This window comes from Arhodomonas sp. AD133 (genome assembly GCF_051195215.1).
GTDB lineage: Bacteria > Pseudomonadota > Gammaproteobacteria > Nitrococcales > Nitrococcaceae > Arhodomonas.
In genome coordinates this window covers 51,655-65,982 of sequence record NZ_JBNAZM010000012.1, presented here as the reverse complement: position 1 = coordinate 65,982, position 14,328 = coordinate 51,655, and the positions used below count along the sequence as shown (strand labels likewise).

15 protein-coding genes and 1 tRNA gene are annotated in these 14,328 nt (G+C 63.8%); 5 read left to right on the top strand and 11 right to left on the bottom strand.

Annotation, left to right across the window (positions count from 1 at the left end; translation table 11 throughout):
* Window positions 1-3 precede the first annotated feature (3 nt).
* From ccoG to ccoN, 6 genes are read right to left on the bottom strand one after another with little or no spacing between them, the layout of a single operon-like run.
* The gene (gene ccoG / locus ACPEES_RS09380) at window positions 4-1,455 is read right to left on the bottom strand and encodes a cytochrome c oxidase accessory protein CcoG (protein WP_435103206.1); all 1,452 of its coding nucleotides are present in this window, start codon (window positions 1,453-1,455) and stop codon (window positions 4-6) included.
* Complete coding sequence (locus ACPEES_RS09375) at window positions 1,445-1,714, bottom strand: hypothetical protein (RefSeq protein ID WP_435103205.1); 270 nt, start codon at window positions 1,712-1,714, stop codon at window positions 1,445-1,447. The genes ccoG and ACPEES_RS09375 overlap by 11 nt, the downstream gene beginning before the upstream one ends.
* Entirely contained in the window at window positions 1,707-2,618 is a 912-nt protein-coding gene (gene ccoP, locus ACPEES_RS09370; protein WP_435103204.1) for a cytochrome-c oxidase, cbb3-type subunit III, read from the bottom strand. Before ccoP ends, ACPEES_RS09375 begins: the two co-directional genes overlap by 8 nt.
* A complete protein-coding gene (locus ACPEES_RS09365) occupies window positions 2,611-2,787 on the bottom strand; it encodes a cbb3-type cytochrome oxidase subunit 3 (RefSeq protein ID WP_435103203.1) in 177 nt (58 codons plus the stop codon). Before ACPEES_RS09365 ends, ccoP begins: the two co-directional genes overlap by 8 nt.
* A 5-nt stretch (window positions 2,788-2,792) precedes the next feature.
* Complete coding sequence (gene ccoO, locus ACPEES_RS09360) at window positions 2,793-3,395, bottom strand: cytochrome-c oxidase, cbb3-type subunit II (protein ID WP_435103202.1); 603 nt, start codon at window positions 3,393-3,395, stop codon at window positions 2,793-2,795.
* A gap of 15 nt (window positions 3,396-3,410) precedes the next feature.
* Window positions 3,411-4,838: a cytochrome-c oxidase, cbb3-type subunit I gene (gene ccoN, locus ACPEES_RS09355; protein ID WP_435103201.1), complete on the bottom strand. Its 1,428-nt coding sequence runs from the start codon at window positions 4,836-4,838 to the stop codon at window positions 3,411-3,413.
* 240 nt (window positions 4,839-5,078) lie between these two features.
* Between ccoN and hemN the strand changes: the two genes are divergently transcribed.
* Both hemN and ACPEES_RS09345 read left to right on the top strand, forming a co-directional pair.
* A complete protein-coding gene (gene hemN, locus ACPEES_RS09350) occupies window positions 5,079-6,467 on the top strand; it encodes an oxygen-independent coproporphyrinogen III oxidase (RefSeq protein WP_435103200.1) in 1,389 nt (462 codons plus the stop codon).
* Between the two features lie 136 nt (window positions 6,468-6,603).
* Entirely contained in the window at window positions 6,604-8,634 is a 2,031-nt protein-coding gene (locus ACPEES_RS09345) for a PhoX family protein (protein ID WP_435103199.1), read from the top strand.
* An 85-nt stretch (window positions 8,635-8,719) separates the two neighbouring features.
* On the opposite strand, the gene ACPEES_RS09340 is transcribed toward ACPEES_RS09345, so the two are convergent.
* From ACPEES_RS09340 to ACPEES_RS09330, 3 genes are all read right to left on the bottom strand, one after another.
* The gene (locus ACPEES_RS09340; RefSeq protein WP_435103198.1) at window positions 8,720-9,313 is read right to left on the bottom strand and encodes a class I SAM-dependent methyltransferase; all 594 of its coding nucleotides are present in this window, start codon (window positions 9,311-9,313) and stop codon (window positions 8,720-8,722) included.
* A 309-nt stretch (window positions 9,314-9,622) separates the two neighbouring features.
* The gene (locus tag ACPEES_RS09335) at window positions 9,623-10,222 is read right to left on the bottom strand and encodes a TetR family transcriptional regulator (protein ID WP_435103197.1); all 600 of its coding nucleotides are present in this window, start codon (window positions 10,220-10,222) and stop codon (window positions 9,623-9,625) included.
* A 9-nt stretch (window positions 10,223-10,231) separates the two neighbouring features.
* Window positions 10,232-11,233, bottom strand: a complete 1,002-nt coding sequence (locus ACPEES_RS09330; protein ID WP_435103196.1) for an aldo/keto reductase — start codon at window positions 11,231-11,233, stop codon at window positions 10,232-10,234.
* 102 nt (window positions 11,234-11,335) lie between these two features.
* On the opposite strand from ACPEES_RS09330, the gene ACPEES_RS09325 reads away from it, so the two are divergent.
* Complete coding sequence (locus ACPEES_RS09325; protein ID WP_435103195.1) at window positions 11,336-11,533, top strand: tautomerase family protein; 198 nt, start codon at window positions 11,336-11,338, stop codon at window positions 11,531-11,533.
* Window positions 11,534-11,665: 132 nt separating this feature from the next.
* On the opposite strand, the gene ACPEES_RS09320 is transcribed toward ACPEES_RS09325, so the two are convergent.
* Window positions 11,666-11,742: transfer RNA gene (locus tag ACPEES_RS09320), tRNA-Arg, on the bottom strand.
* A 470-nt stretch (window positions 11,743-12,212) separates the two neighbouring features.
* On the bottom strand, window positions 12,213-12,509 hold the full coding sequence (locus ACPEES_RS09315; RefSeq protein WP_435103258.1) for a YkvA family protein: 297 nt from the start codon (window positions 12,507-12,509) through the stop codon (window positions 12,213-12,215).
* 383 nt (window positions 12,510-12,892) lie between these two features.
* Between ACPEES_RS09315 and ACPEES_RS09310 the strand changes: the two genes are divergently transcribed.
* Window positions 12,893-13,315 (top strand): hypothetical protein, encoded by a 423-nt coding sequence (locus ACPEES_RS09310; protein WP_435103194.1) that lies wholly within the window; start codon window positions 12,893-12,895, stop codon window positions 13,313-13,315.
* A 45-nt stretch (window positions 13,316-13,360) separates the two neighbouring features.
* A complete protein-coding gene (locus ACPEES_RS09305; protein ID WP_435103193.1) occupies window positions 13,361-14,290 on the top strand; it encodes a DUF6208 family protein in 930 nt (309 codons plus the stop codon).
* Window positions 14,291-14,328 lie beyond the last annotated feature (38 nt).

Genomic DNA, 14,328 nt, shown 5'->3' with positions numbered 1-14,328 from the left:
GGCTCACCTCCCTATGGGGGCGTGGAAGCGCGTCGGCTCGGTTACGACGAGGTCCGGATCACCGGTGCTGCGTACCGTGACCTGAATGTCGTTGCCGCCGGGACGCACGGACTCGGGCGAGGTGCGGATGCGTACGGGGACGTTACGGGTTTCCCCGGGCTCGAGGGTCACCTTCTCGCCGGCGTTGGCGTCGATGGTCAGCCCCGGCAGGCCACTCGTCTCGAAGCGATACGTGTGCTTGGCCTGATCCATGTTCATCACTGAGAGACGGTAGACGTTCTCGATGGCCCCGGTGTCGGTCATCCGGTACAGGGCGTTACGGTCGGGGATGATATCGAGCCGTAGCGGCGTACGCAGCAGCAGGCCGCTTACCAGCGCTACCGCGAGGGCGGTGAGCAGCGCGCCGTAAATGATCGTACGGGGACGCAGCACCCGGGTCGCGCGCTCCTCCATGGCGTTCTCGGTGGTGTAGCGGATCAGCCCGCGCGGGTATTCCATGCGATCCATGACATGGTCGCAGGCATCCACGCAGGCGCCACAGGCGATGCATTCGTACTGCAACCCTTTGCGGATGTCGATGCCGGTGGGGCAGACCTGCACGCACAGAGTGCAGTCGATGCAGTCGCCGAGCCCCTTGGCGCGCGGGTCGACGCTGCGCGAGCGAGGGCCACGCGGCTCGCCGCGGCTGTCGTCATAGGAGATGATCATCGTGTCCCGGTCGAACATCGCGCTCTGAAAGCGCGCGTACGGGCACATGTACAGGCAGACCTGCTCACGCAGGAACCCGGCGTTGCCCCAGGTGGCGAAGCCATAGAAGAGCATCCAGAAGGTTTCCCAACCGCCGAGGTCGAGCGTCACCGTGCGCGCGGCGAGCTCCCGTGCCGGGGTGAAGAATGCGACGAAGGTGAATCCCGTCCACAGCGCGAACACGACCCACAGCACGTGCTTGCTGCCCTTGCGGGCGATTTTTTCGCCGGTCCACGGGCCACGGTCGAGCTTCATGCGTTTGGGCCGGTCGCCCTCGCACCAGCGCTCCATCCACAGGAACACCTCGGTCCACACCGTCTGGGGGCAGGCGTAGCCACACCACACCCGGCCGGCGATCGCGGTGACGAAGAACAGCCCCAGTGCGCAGATGATCAGCAGCAGCGCCAGGTAGAAGAAATCCTGGGGCCAGAGCGTGATACCGAATAGGTGAAACTGCCGCGCGTGGAGATCGAACAGGACCGCCTGCCGGCCGTTCCACTGCACCCAGGGAAGCAGGTAGTACAGGCCGAGCAGGGCGAATACGGCGAACTTGCGCAGCGACTGGAAACGGCCGCTGATCTCCCGCGGATATATCTTCTCGCGGGACTGGTACATGCTCACGGCGGCATCGCCGGCATTTTCCGTCTCGGTATTGCGGCGGCGCCGGGGGCGTTGCTCGGACTGGGAGTGTGACGATCTAGTTGTCATGACCCTTGCGGTCTCCCGGGCGGAAGAGGAACACAGTCAGATAACTGGAGGCGGCGCAGACTGCCCAGAACATGAAGAAGCCCAGGGCGTAGCCCGTGCGCCGGTCCAGGTCCCAGCCCGGTAGCGTCTGGCTTTCCAGGGTCGCCGGATCGATGTTCGCGAAGAACACCACGCTGGCCGCCGCTGCCACCAGAAAGGACGGCCAGAGCACGCAGGCGGCGACGAGCCGCCACCCGCGAATGCGCAGCGGCTCACTCATCGCTGCTGGCTCCCTCGTTGGAGAGGCCGTACACGTAAGCCGCGACGACGTGTACGCGATCCGGGCCGAGGCTTTCCTCGAATGCCGGCATGCGCCCTTTGCGGCCATCGACGATGGTCTTCTTGATCGCCGCGAGGGAACCGCTATAGAGCCAGCTATCGTCGGTGAGGTTGGGCGCACCGATCTGCTGGTTGCCGGTGCCGTCTGCCCCGTGGCAGCCCGCACACACCTGCTGGAAGCGCTTCTTGCCGGCCTCGAGCTCCGCCGCCGGTGCGATCTCGCGTCCATTGAGGGAATAGACGTAGGCCGCCACCTCCTCGACACCCCGCACGCCCAATGCTGCCTCGAACGACGGCATCTGCCCCTGACGCCCGCTGGTGATCGTCTTCACGATGGTCTCGGGGTCGCCGCCGTGAATCCACGCGCCGTCGGCGAGACTGGGGAAGCCGGGCGCGCCGCGGCCATCGGCGCCGTGGCAGACGGCGCAGTTATTGGCGAAGATGCGCCCACCGGTGGCCATGGCCTCGTCGTTGTTCGCGAGCTGGGGGATCGGCACTTCCGCGTACCGGTCGTAGAGTGGCGCAACCTGCTCACGTACGGCCTCCACCTCTTCTTCGTAGGCCTTGTACTGGCTCCAGCCCAGTAGCCCGTCGAAGTTGCCGAGCCCCGGATAGAGCACCAGGTAAATCAGCGAAAAGACGATGGTGATGTAGAAGAGATTCAGCCACCACCGCGGCATGGGCTTGTTCCATTCCGTGAGGTTGCCGTCCCAGACGTGGCCGGTGGTCTCGTTGGCCGATGCCTCGCCGGGCCGTGGCTTCGCGGTCCAGCGGATCAGCCACAGGCAGGCCAGGATGTTGGCCACGGTCACGATGATGATGAACCAGCTCCAGAAGCTACTCATTGCCCTGTTCCTTCCGCTCTCCGCTGTGTGCTGCGTCCTCCTGCAGGGGCAGCCGCGCGGCCTCGTCGAAATCGTTGCGTCGCTTGCCGCTGTACGCCCACAGGCAGATGCCGATGAACGCGAGCAACAGCGTCAGTGAAATCAAACCGCTCAGGGTGCCGAAGCTCATGGCGCTTACCTCACCGCCGTGCCGAGGCCCTGGAGATAGGCGATCACCGCATCCATCTCGGTCTTGCCTTCGAGCTTGCCGTGGGCCTCGCCAAGCTGTGCCTCGCTGTAGGGCACGCCGAGCAGGTTTTTCTGCGCGCGCATGCGCGAGACGATGGCGTTAGGATCCAGCTCGTTGTCGGCCAGCCAGGGGAAGGCGGGCATGTTCGACTCCGGCACCACATCCCTGGGGTTCATCAGGTGCGCGTAGTGCCACTCGTCCGTGTAACGCCCGCCCACCCGGGCAAGATCCGGGCCCGTGCGCTTGGAGCCCCACTGGAACGGGCGGTCGTAGACGAATTCCCCGGCCAGCGAGTAATGCCCGTAGCGCTCGGTCTCCGCGCGGAAGGGACGGATCATCTGTGAGTGGCAGTTGTAGCAACCTTCGCGCACGTAGATATCGCGCCCGGCGAACGCCAGAGCCGGGTAGGGTTCGACCCCCTCCAACGGCTCGGTGGTCTGAGTGGCGAACAGCAGAGGGACTATCTCCACGATTCCGCCCACCGCGATCACCACCGCGATCAGCACGGCCATCAGGCCGACATTCTTCTCTACGACTTCATGGGACATGGATTCCGTATCTCCTCAGCCCTGGGCAGTCTGCGGGCGCTCGACAGCGACGGCGCGCTCGGCGGGGCGAATGGTCATGTACACGTTCCAGGCCATGATCAGCATGCCCACCAGGAACAGCACGCCGCCGGTCAGCCGCACCGCGTAGTACGGATAGGTGGCTTCGAGCGACTGCACGAAGCTGTAGGTGAGCGTTCCGTCGGCATTGGTGGCGCGCCACATCAGGCCCTGCATCACCCCGGCGATCCACATGGAGGCGATGTAGAGCACCACGCCGATGGTGGCGACCCAGAAGTGGGCGCTGATGGCCTTGACGCTGTACATCTGCTCGCGACCCCAGAGCTTGGGGATGAGCGCATACAGCGAGCCCACGGTGATGAATGCCACCCAGCCCAGGGCGCCGGCATGCACGTGGCCGATGGTCCAGTCGGTGTAGTGGGACAGTGCGTTGACCGTCTTCACCGACATCATCGGACCCTCGAAGGTGGACATGCCGTAGAACGAGAGGCTGACGATGAGGAAGCGGATGATGGGGTCGTCGCGCAGCTTATCCCAGGCACCCGAGAGCGTCATGATGCCGTTGATCATGCCGCCCCACGACGGCGCCAGCAGGATCAGCGAGAACACCATGCCGATGGACTGTGCCCACTCCGGCAACGCTGTCCAGTGCAGGTGATGGGGGCCTGCCCACATGTAGATGGAGATCAGCGCCCAGAAGTGCACCACCGACAGACGGTAGGAATAGATCGGGCGCTCCGCCTGCTTGGGTACGTAGTAGTACATCATCCCCAGGAAGCCGGCGGTGAGGAAGAAACCGACGGCATTGTGGCCGTACCACCACTGCACCATGGCATCCACGGCACCGGCGTAGACGGGGTAGGACTTCCACAGCGAGGTGGGGATGACGATGTTGTTGACGATGTGCAGCAGCGCCACGGCGACGATGAAGGCGCCGTAGAACCAGTTTGCCACGTAGATGTGCTTGACCCGGCGCATGGCGATGGTGCCGAAGAACACCACCGCGTAGGCGACCCACACGGCCGTGATGAGCAAGTCGATGGGCCACTCCGCCTCGGCGTACTCCTTGCTCTGGGTGATGCCGAGCGGCAACGTGATGGCCACCGCCACGATCGCCAGCTGCCAGCCCCAGAAGACGAAACCGGCGAGGCGTCTGCCGCCGAACAGCGACGCGCCGCAGGTGCGCTGTACCACGTGCAGACTCGTCCCGATAAGCGCGCAGCCACCGAACGCGAAAATCACCGCGTTGGTGTGAAGCGGGCGCAGACGCCCGAATGAGAGCCACGGGACGTCGAAGTTCAGCGCCGGGAACAGCAGTTGGGCGGCGATGAGAACGCCAACCGCCATGCCGACGATCCCCCATACGACAGTGGCGATCGCGAACTGTCGGACGACGGTATCGTTGTATTGAGGCGTCGTTTCCATATGCCTATCCGAGGTGGTGACGGTCGATGGGTGCAAAAGCACGAACGCATTGTCGGTGTGTAGGGGGGATGGCGATCTTGACCTGGATCAATTCACGCCGGTGTGCCTGACGAGTCGGTCACCCGCGGCCCACCCTTGTCTTGACCTCAATCAAGGGCATACGGGCCGTGGCGCGTATCGTCGCTACTGCACGAAAGCACATTCGAGGCCGAGAAACGATCACCGTGCGGGAGGCGATGCATGACGGACGTGGCATTCAGCAGGCGGTTGCACGAGAAGTATGACGCGGCGCTACCGCGCTATACCTCGTATCCGACCGCGCCGCACTTTCATCCGGGATTCGGCCCCGAGGCCTATGCACAGGCGGCGGGCGAGACCAACGAGGATCCGCTGCCGCGGGCGCTGTCACTGTACGTGCACGTGCCTTTCTGCCAGAGCCTTTGCTACTACTGCGCCTGCAACAAGATCATTACACGCAGGACCGAAAAGGCGGAGATATACCTCAACTACCTGGAGCGTGAGCTGACGCTGCAAGCGGCACTGTTCGACGACGATCGCCCGGTACGCCAGCTTCACCTCGGTGGCGGAACGCCGACCTATCTATATGACGACCAGCTGAGGTGGCTCATCGATGCCATCGGCGAACGCTTCCACCTCGCGCCCTGGCGCGAGCGCGAGTTTTCCGTCGAGGTGGATCCGCGTGCCGTCGGCGAGCGAACCATTCCCGTGCTGGCCGAGCTTGGTTTCGACCGCCTGAGCATCGGCGTGCAGGATTTCGACACCCAGGTGCAGGAGGCCGTCAACCGTGTTCAGAGTGCCGCCCAGGTGCGCGCCGTCATAGAGCAGTCACGGGCGAGCGGTTTCCGCTCGGTGAGCCTGGATCTCATCTACGGTCTGCCATTCCAGAGCCGCGAGAGCTTCTCGGCCACCCTTGACGAGGTGCTCGATCTTCGCCCTGACCGTCTGTCGATCTACAGCTACGCACATCTACCCGGGCGCGTGAAGGCACAGCGGCTCATTCGTGAAGAGGATCTTCCGACGCCGGCCGAAAAGCTCAGCATTCTCGAGATGACCATCGAGCGGCTGACCGCGGGCGGTTACCGCTACATCGGTATGGATCACTTCGCACTGCCGGACAGTGAGCTCTCCCGGGCGCTCGACGAGGGCACGTTGCAGCGCAATTTCCAGGGCTACTCGACCCATGCCGACTGCGATCTCATCGGTCTCGGGGTAAGCGCCATCGGCAAGGTCGGCGACTCCTATGCCCAGAACGAGCGCGGACTCAAGGAATACTACGCTGCGCTCAACCGTGGCCAGCTCCCGGTTGCCCGGGGCTATACGCTAAGCGATGACGATCGCCTGCGCCGACAGGTGATCGAGCAAATCATGTGTCGTGAGTGGGTGCCGTATTCCCCCATAGAACGGGCCTTCGGCATTGACTTCCGGCGTTACTTTGCACCGGAGCTGGCATGCCTGGAGCCGCTCACCGCTGACGAGCTCGTCGAGCCGACCGGCGAGGGCCTTTGCATTCTGCCTGCCGGACGCCTGCTGCGACGCAACATAGCGGCGACGTTCGATCGTTATCTCGCGCAGGCGGCGGAAGTCGTGCGCTACTCACGCAGTATTTAGGGTGCGAAAGGCCGCATGCGGCGGCGAAGCCATTCGGATGTCGCATTTGTGTAACATGGCGTTTACGCTCGCGTCATAGCGTTCCTGTAGTCATAGCGCGGCGCAAAGCCACGCTGACAACAAGGAACGCGTAACGATGAAACGGCTGGACCTACTCCGCACCCTGGCAACCGAAAGATCGATCGAGGAGCGAACCGCCAAGGGGGTTCCCTTCGGTGAAGTCCTCGAGGCGCGTCTGAGCCGTCGGGATGCCCTCAAGGGCAGCCTCGGACTCGCGGCGGTGACTTTCTTCGCCGGCACCGGGCTCACCGCCTGCGGCGGCGATGATGACGACGACTCCTCCGGCGACGGCACAGCGACCTCCCGGCTCACCTTCGACCCGGTGGCGCTGAATTCCGACAACGCCATCACCGTCCCCGACGGCTACGAGTATCAGGTGGTCATTCCCTGGGGAACCGGGATCACCGATGGTTTCCCCGCGTTCGATCCCACCGGCGCCACCACGAACTCGGCGGCGGAGCAGGCGCAGCAGACAGGCAGCAACCACGACGGCATGCACTTCTTCCCGCTGGGGGAAGGCAATTCCGAGCGCGGCATCCTCTGCGTCAATCACGAGTACACCAACGGCGGTACCCTCTACGGCAATGCCGGGCGTACCGAGGACGACAGCGGTGCTCCCACCGTGGCCGACGAGGTCCGCAAGGACATCAATGCCCACGGCGTCTCCATCGTGGAGCTGCGCAAGGGTGGCGACGGCGCCTGGCAGGTAGCGAATTCCGGCAAGAACCGGCGTATCACTGCGGCCACGCCCATGCAGTTCTCCGGCCCGGTGGCTGGAACGGAATTCCTCGTCACCGCCTATGACAACTCGGGCATGACCACCCGCGGCACCGTCAACAATTGCGGTAACGGCTATACGCCCTGGAACACCTACATCACTTGCGAGGAGAACATCCAGGGCTACGTCTATGATACGTCGGGTGATATCTCGGCGGTGAAGCAGCGCTACGGCATCAGCGAGAGCGGCTTCGGCTATCTCTGGGCCGCGGTGGCAGGCGATGCCAGCGAGGTCAACGGCGAGTTCGCCCGCTTCGACACTGCACCCACCGGGGCGAGTCCCAACGAGGACTATCGCAACGAGGCGAACTGCTTCGGCTGGATCGTCGAGATCGACCCCATGGACCCGAGCTCGACGCCCAAGAAGCGTACGGCCATGGGCCGGTTCCGCCACGAGGGCGCCGCCGCGAGCAACGCCACGCCAGGCAAGCCGCTCGCGTTCTACATGGGCGATGATTCCCGGTTCGAGTACATCTACAAGTTCGTCACCGCCGAAGACTGGAACCCGGACTCGCCGAATCCGGACATGCTCGACAACGGCACGCTCTACGTGGCGGTGTTCAATGCCGACGGCACCGGCGAGTGGCGCGCTCTGGACCTGGTCAACAACCCGACGCTACAGGCTGCGAACGTGCCGGAACTGGGCAACCGTGCCTTCAAGAGTCAGGCCGAGGTACTGGTCTACACGCGGCTGGCCGCCGACGTGGTCAAGGCGACGCCGATGGACCGTCCGGAATGGGCCACTGTCGACCCCAACACCGGTGAGGTCTACTTCACCCTCACCAACAACACCGACCGCGAAGCGGATCAGACCTCGGCGGCGAACCCGCGCGGACCGAACACCCACGGCCACGTCATCCGCATCAGCGAGGACGGCGACGATCCCGCCGCCACCACGTTTGCCTGGGACATCTTCGTGTTCGGCTCCAACGCGTCGGCGGATGCCACGTTCAATCTCTCCGGCCTGACCGAGAAGAACGAGTTCGGTGGCCCGGACGGCATGTGGATGGACCCCCGTGGCGTGCTCTGGATCGAGACGGACAATGGCGCCGATCTCGACTCCGGCAGCAACGACATGCTGCTCGCCGTGGTGCCGGCCAACCTGGGTGACGATCGAACGGTGCGCCCGGACAACCAGGCCGACCTGCGGCGCTTCCTGGTGGGCCCATCGGGTTGCGAGGTCACCGGGCTGCACATGACCCCGGACCACAAGACCCTGTTCGTGAACGTCCAGCATCCCGACGGCACCTGGCCCGGTGGCGAGGGCTCCATCCCGCGCTCCGCTACGGTGGCGGTCAGCCGTACGGACGGCGGCGAGATCGCGCTCTGACGACCACAGTCGTCACCTGTGTGTGAAACGAAAGGCCCGGCGAATGCCGGGCCTTTCTCATGAATCGTTCGCTGCGCGGGTCAACTCAGTGCGACGCTGTGGCGTCCGTGGTCGGCCGCCGCGAAATGCGGTAGACGGCGGCGGGCGGGACGTTGAGAAGTGCCTCGCCGATACGCGTGGACGTCAGCCCGAGACGGTCGAGAATGCGGCGCCGCACCGGACACCGCGGCCCGTAGGTGAACTGGTAGAAGGTTCCGCCTGGCTGCAGGTAGCTGAAGGCGCCGGTGAGGATCGCAAAGACCTTCCGCGGTGGCAGGGACAGCAATGGCAGGCCGCTCACCACTGCGCTACAGGGGGCGTCTTCGAAGAGCTTTGCACGGGTGAGGCGGGCGGCATCCATCCGACGAATGTTGGCCGCCGGAAAGCGTTGGTGGAGCAGGCGGGCGAACTGGGGACTGAACTCGACCAGCGTCAGGTCGGATTCGGGTACGCCACGTTCCAGCAGCGCGCGTGTGAAGGTTCCCGTGCCGGGGCCGAGCTCGAGCACCGGACCATTGCCGGGCGAAATCTCCCTCGTTATCAGCGCTGCGAGCATCGCACCGGATGGCGCAATCGCCCCTATTCGAGCCGGATTCGCAATCCAGGCACGAAGGAACGAGCGGATATCCGTAGCGGTCATGTTGCGGTGTCCTTAGTCTGCGAGAGCTCAAGGCGAACGCCGGTATACTCTATCGTAAACCCCACCGCCACTTGGCGCGGCCCGCAATTCCTCTCACGAACCCCGGCCAGGGCATCATTATTCTCGTTCCGGCGCTTTCTAGCCGGTGATTGTACAACCAGCGACCTCCGACGCGCTGGCAGGATAAAGCCCGTGGCGGCCTCATGTCCCGGTGAGCGGGGTGAGCAATCGGATGAGCGGTAGCCGCAGGTCGCTAGCGTGGGTGCGAGGGTTGCCGGTCCGTGCGTCATCGACACTCTCCGGTCTGTGTTAGGCGGCGCCTGCCTGGCGGCCCGTGAGTGCGGCGAGCAGCATTCCCCAAACGGCTTCGAAAGCGTCGTCGATGTCCGGGTCGTTCCATTCACGGCTGTGGGCGGGATGGTGGAATCGAAGCGTCGCGTCGAACACGGCGCGTGCGGTAGCCGTCACATCCGAAACGACAAAGGCGCCTTCACTGATTCCGTCATCGATGATCCGCGCTATCTGGCCGGTGAGCTCCTCGACGTGGGCATCCACGACGCCGCGAGCCTGCTCGGCGAGGCCATGATAGGTAGCGAACAGCTCCGGGTCGTCGAGCACTTTGTGGCGCTTGGCCGCCGCAAGCCCTGTCAGCCACCGGTAGAGGCGGTCCGTGGCGGGGCCATGCTCGGCAGCGATGGCGCCAAGGGGGTGGGCGACGCGGGCGAGCCAGCGCTGCGCCACCGCGTCGCGCAATGCCGCCTTGCTGGGAAAATGGCGGTAAATCGTGCCGTGGCTGACGCCGAGGGCCCTTGCCACGTCCACTACCGTGGTCTTCGCCGGCCCGAAGCGACGCAGAACGTCTTCTGCCGTATCTAGGATGCGATCGCGCGTCAGGGCCTCCGCGTTCACTTCCGGTCTTCAGCCTCCACGTTCACTGTCGAGCATGGCCATCTGGCCGGGGTCATAGCGCTGGCCGGCGACGGCGTGTGCGGGCACAGCGGATTCGATGGCAGCGAACTCCGCGTCGGGCAGCGCAACGTCCAGGGCGCCCAGTGCCTCGTCCAGGCGCTCCCGGTTCCGTGCGCCAACCAGCGGGATGATGTCTTCCCCCTGGGCCATGACCCATGCGATTGCGAGCTGAGCCACCGTCACGCCGATGGCCCCGGCACGCTGGCGCAGAGCCTGCACCAAGGCGAGGTTGTTGTCGAGGTTGCGGCCCTGGAAACGCGGCAACCGGTTGCGGAAGTCCTCCGGTGCCCGCTCGCGATTCGCCGTCCAGTGGCCGGAGAGCAGGCCGCGCGAGAGCACGCCGTAGGCATTGAGCGCGATGCCCAGCTCCCGGCAGGCCGGCAGAATCTCCGACTCGATCCCGCGGGAGAGCAGGGAATACTCGATCTGAAGCCAACTCACGGGGGCCTGCGCATGTGCACGTCTTACGGTGTCGGCGGCGGCTTCCGAGAGGCCGATGTGGCGGACGTGGCCGGCGCGGCGCATCTCCTCGATCGCGCCCACCGTCTCCTCGATGGGCACGTTCGGGTCGACGCGGGCGGGCTGGTAGAGATCCACGTAGTCGGTGCCCAGCCGCGTGAGCGTGTGGGCGAGGGCGTTCTTGGTCGCAGCCGGCCGGCAGTCGATGCCCAGGAACTCGCCGTCCGGGGCGCGCTGGGGGCCGAATTTCACGGCAATGAACAGATCCTCCCGGCGACGGTGGCGCAGCAGCTCCCGCAATAGCAGCTCGTTGTGGCCCATGCCGTAGAGATCACCGGTATCGAGCAGGGTAACGCCACGCTCGGTGGCGGCGAGCAATGTGGCGAGACTTTCCCGGCGGTCGGCGGCGCCGTAGAGATCCGACATCCCCATGCAGCCGAGGCCGATGGCAGAGACGCTGGGGCCCTGAGCGGTCAGTTGACGCTGAAGCATGGTGTTGCCTCCTGGCTCGATTGGGATTGACCAACCGCAGGATTGTTGTTGGAATGACAAATGTCAATATTTGTCATGCAGAGCCAAGAGAGGAGGCACGCCATGCCCACTGTGCGATTGACTGTTCCCCAGGGAGATCTCACCAAAGAGGAAAAGGCCGAAGTCGTGGAGCGGGTGACCGACACCGTCAGCAACTTCTTCCGCGAACGGAAGAACGAGGACGTCCGGCCCTACGTCATGGTCCAGATCAGTGAGACCTCGGAGGGTGGATACGCGTTAGGCGGTGAGATCATCGGCTAGCCGGACTGGGCAGACGCCATAAGAACTGTCCCGATGGGGCGGTTGGTGGCGATCCAGTTCTGGCAGGCACCGTTTTTGGGCCCGGCCCAACGAAAAAACCCCGCATGGCAGTGCCTTGCGGGGTTCTTGATCTGGCGCGCCCGGGAAGATTCGAACTCCCAACCTCCTGATCCGTAGTCAGGTGCTCTATCCAGTTGAGCTACGGGCGCTTTGTCGTGAGGCGCGTATTCTGGCGATTCGCGTTCGGTACGTCAACCTTGTGTTCGCCTCCCGCCCCGGCCGCCAGCGCCTATGCTGTGCCGACGACGGAGGCGGATAGTACGCGACTGTCTGGCGAAAAGCAACTGGTAGCCAGAATGAGGTATGGGGCATGCGTGCATCCGCCCCATGCTGAACCGGCGCCGCCCACGCGTGCGGCGGTCCCGGGATTTGGCGGTCGCACCGCCCAGTTACGTTCGGCGTTGACGGGCGGCATCCGCCGCCCGCCACCGCGCCGGTCTTATCACAGGTATTGTCATGTGTCAGAGCGCCAGAGCGGGTCGGGGGCAAGGCGCGCTCGCGCCGGCGTGGCGGGTCACGTCAAGCGAGCGCAACGCCGCCACCGGGCCGCTGTGGCGCTCCCTTCGGGCCGGACTGTGCGCCGATGGGGTCTGCGTTGCTCGCCGCTTATGTAGCCCGGCTACACCGCGCGCCTCGCGCCTTGCCCCATCGGCGCACAGTTCGGCTGACGCATGACAATACCTCTGAGAAGACTAGTAAGTAGGCTCGCCATTGGCAGTAGGCTGCCGTGTAAGGACGCGGCAATCGAGCAATATGGACTCGTAACCATCCCGAGTGTCGGCGCGATGCCCGCCGGAATCGGGATGAGGTCATCGAGGTATCCCAGCAGCGGTACGATATCGGGAATCAGATCGACGGGGCCGATAATGCAGGCGGCGACACCCAACTCCCGCGACCCACGTTTCGGTAACCGCATATCCGACGTCAGTCGTCTTCGTTGATTCATCATTTAATGTACCGTGTCGCCGCATCACATGACGTGCCGCTCTGGCGGGGGGCATTGGGTGGCGGCCGGTCTATGGAGCTTTTCGTGGGTGCCCGTTTGTTATGAAATAACGTGATAATGTAACAACATAGCATTACATCAAAGATAACGAGTTGGTCACTTGAAAAAAGATAGGTGATTGCCTATTGTGCACTTCAATGCCTGCGGGAGACGAGGCATTGGTGCTGTACCAACGGCAAGTGTCTGCCACGCAGGATTGCATGGCTTAGGGGATTGCCGGGGCTGATGGGGATATACGCTTGTTACGCCGTGCGAGTTGCGGTGTAGGAAGGGTGGAAGCCTTGGGGGCGGTTATGGAATACCCGACATGGAATGTGCATCCCATGGTCATCGATGGGATACGTTACGACTCTGCATTTCCCGACGTGATCGAGTGCTACGCTCAGATGTCGTCGGCTTCCCTGATCGTGACCCTGAACACGTTCGCGCAGTATTGCCTGGGCATCGAGTGCGATCCGTTGCGAGTGCGCGACGCCGCAACCGTCGGTTCGGGTTACGTAGAAACGGACAACGTGCCCGCGGGATGGCTGATCTATCCTGACGCACTGAAGTCCTTTGAATGGGCCGAAGGTGAGGATACTTTCCGCCTGGCGGCGCATCGTGGCTGCCGGTTCATGCTGCTGCGCGTGCCGGCATGCCAGGTCCATCTCTTCCGGTCGGCCGGTATCGAGTCACCCACGGGACACGTCCGAGAAGCACAGGCGAGAATCGTTTAAGGAATTCCGTAATACACACCCGGTGTTCGGGGTTGGGTAGCTCTCATGGATCGAGTGACAAGCGGGTTCGAGCTCTTGGTCTTCCCGTTCAGTTTCGCGCTGAACCGAGTCGTTCGTTCCGGTTTCAGGCTTCTATACCGTCTGCGTTTCTTGTTGCAAAGAAAACAATTTGAAATCGGGCCATTTTCGTGGCAAACGCTCAACGAAGTCCTTAGCGAAAAGCCTTTTTTCGTACGATATCTGGCGGTCGCTGCACCGCGCTGGAATCCGCACGCGTTGATAGCGAGCGGAGGGCCCGTGCGAGTGGATGAGAAGCTGGAGTTTTCCACTTCCGGATTGTGCCAGGCAGCGGCGCATTGGTACTTCGTTATTTACCGCGCCCCGAAAAGTGAGACCGTCCGGTGCGTGTCGTCCGAGGATGATCCGCAGGGGAAGGTCTGCGTAACGGTTGAACCCGGCATATACACGGTGACTTTACGTGCTTACCTGCCACAGGCGCAGTTGGGTCTGCCGGAGGTCGTCGTCGACGGGGGTGAACGCCGAATCGCAGCGCGTAAGGTCGCCACCCTCGAGCAGCCCGAGCTGGAAGGCATCGTGTTTCATCGTCGCTCCGCGTTCTTCGGCTTCCTGCACCTGTACATGCGAACGATGCTGAGAAAGCCGGAGCTGTTCCCGGACCGTTGGGTCGAACGCGAGTACCTGCCCGTGGGTAATCCGGAGACGCGTTTCGTGTATGGCGCGTTCGAGGCGGGGCAATCGATACGGATAAGCGCGGACGAGCGGGTGCTCGGAGCCGGCCTCGTCTACCTGACCTGTTACAACCGCAGCAGCTTTCCCGTATATGGCGTACGCGTGGAGGCGCCTTCCGATGTGACGACCCCCAGCTTTCCTGACGGCGGGTTCTACCTCTGCCGGATCGTGCTTTCCGAGCGCATCCCCGATCTCGATGACCGGCTGATGGTGACGCCGGTATGAGCGAACCGGTGGTTGTCCATCCGGGGCGATGTGACCGG

Bases quoted from the DNA above. Each gene is read 5' to 3' on its own strand.
- ccoG (WP_435103206.1), bottom strand. From the start codon at position 1,455: ATGACAACTAGATCGTCACACTCCCAGTCCGAGCAACGCCCCCGGCGC.
- ACPEES_RS09375 (WP_435103205.1), bottom strand. From the start codon at position 1,714: ATGAGTGAGCCGCTGCGCATTCGCGGGTGGCGGCTCGTCGCCGCCTGC.
- ccoP (WP_435103204.1), bottom strand. From the start codon at position 2,618: ATGAGTAGCTTCTGGAGCTGGTTCATCATCATCGTGACCGTGGCCAAC.
- ACPEES_RS09365 (WP_435103203.1), bottom strand. From the start codon at position 2,787: ATGAGCTTCGGCACCCTGAGCGGTTTGATTTCACTGACGCTGTTGCTC.
- ccoO (WP_435103202.1), bottom strand. From the start codon at position 3,395: ATGTCCCATGAAGTCGTAGAGAAGAATGTCGGCCTGATGGCCGTGCTG.
- ccoN (WP_435103201.1), bottom strand. From the start codon at position 4,838: ATGGAAACGACGCCTCAATACAACGATACCGTCGTCCGACAGTTCGCG.
- hemN (WP_435103200.1), top strand. From the start codon at position 5,079: ATGACGGACGTGGCATTCAGCAGGCGGTTGCACGAGAAGTATGACGCG.
- ACPEES_RS09345 (WP_435103199.1), top strand. From the start codon at position 6,604: ATGAAACGGCTGGACCTACTCCGCACCCTGGCAACCGAAAGATCGATC.
- ACPEES_RS09340 (WP_435103198.1), bottom strand. From the start codon at position 9,313: ATGACCGCTACGGATATCCGCTCGTTCCTTCGTGCCTGGATTGCGAAT.
- ACPEES_RS09330 (WP_435103196.1), bottom strand. From the start codon at position 11,233: ATGCTTCAGCGTCAACTGACCGCTCAGGGCCCCAGCGTCTCTGCCATC.
- ACPEES_RS09325 (WP_435103195.1), top strand. From the start codon at position 11,336: ATGCCCACTGTGCGATTGACTGTTCCCCAGGGAGATCTCACCAAAGAG.
- ACPEES_RS09315 (WP_435103258.1), bottom strand. From the start codon at position 12,509: ATGCGGTTACCGAAACGTGGGTCGCGGGAGTTGGGTGTCGCCGCCTGC.
- ACPEES_RS09310 (WP_435103194.1), top strand. From the start codon at position 12,893: ATGGAATACCCGACATGGAATGTGCATCCCATGGTCATCGATGGGATA.
- ACPEES_RS09305 (WP_435103193.1), top strand. From the start codon at position 13,361: ATGGATCGAGTGACAAGCGGGTTCGAGCTCTTGGTCTTCCCGTTCAGT.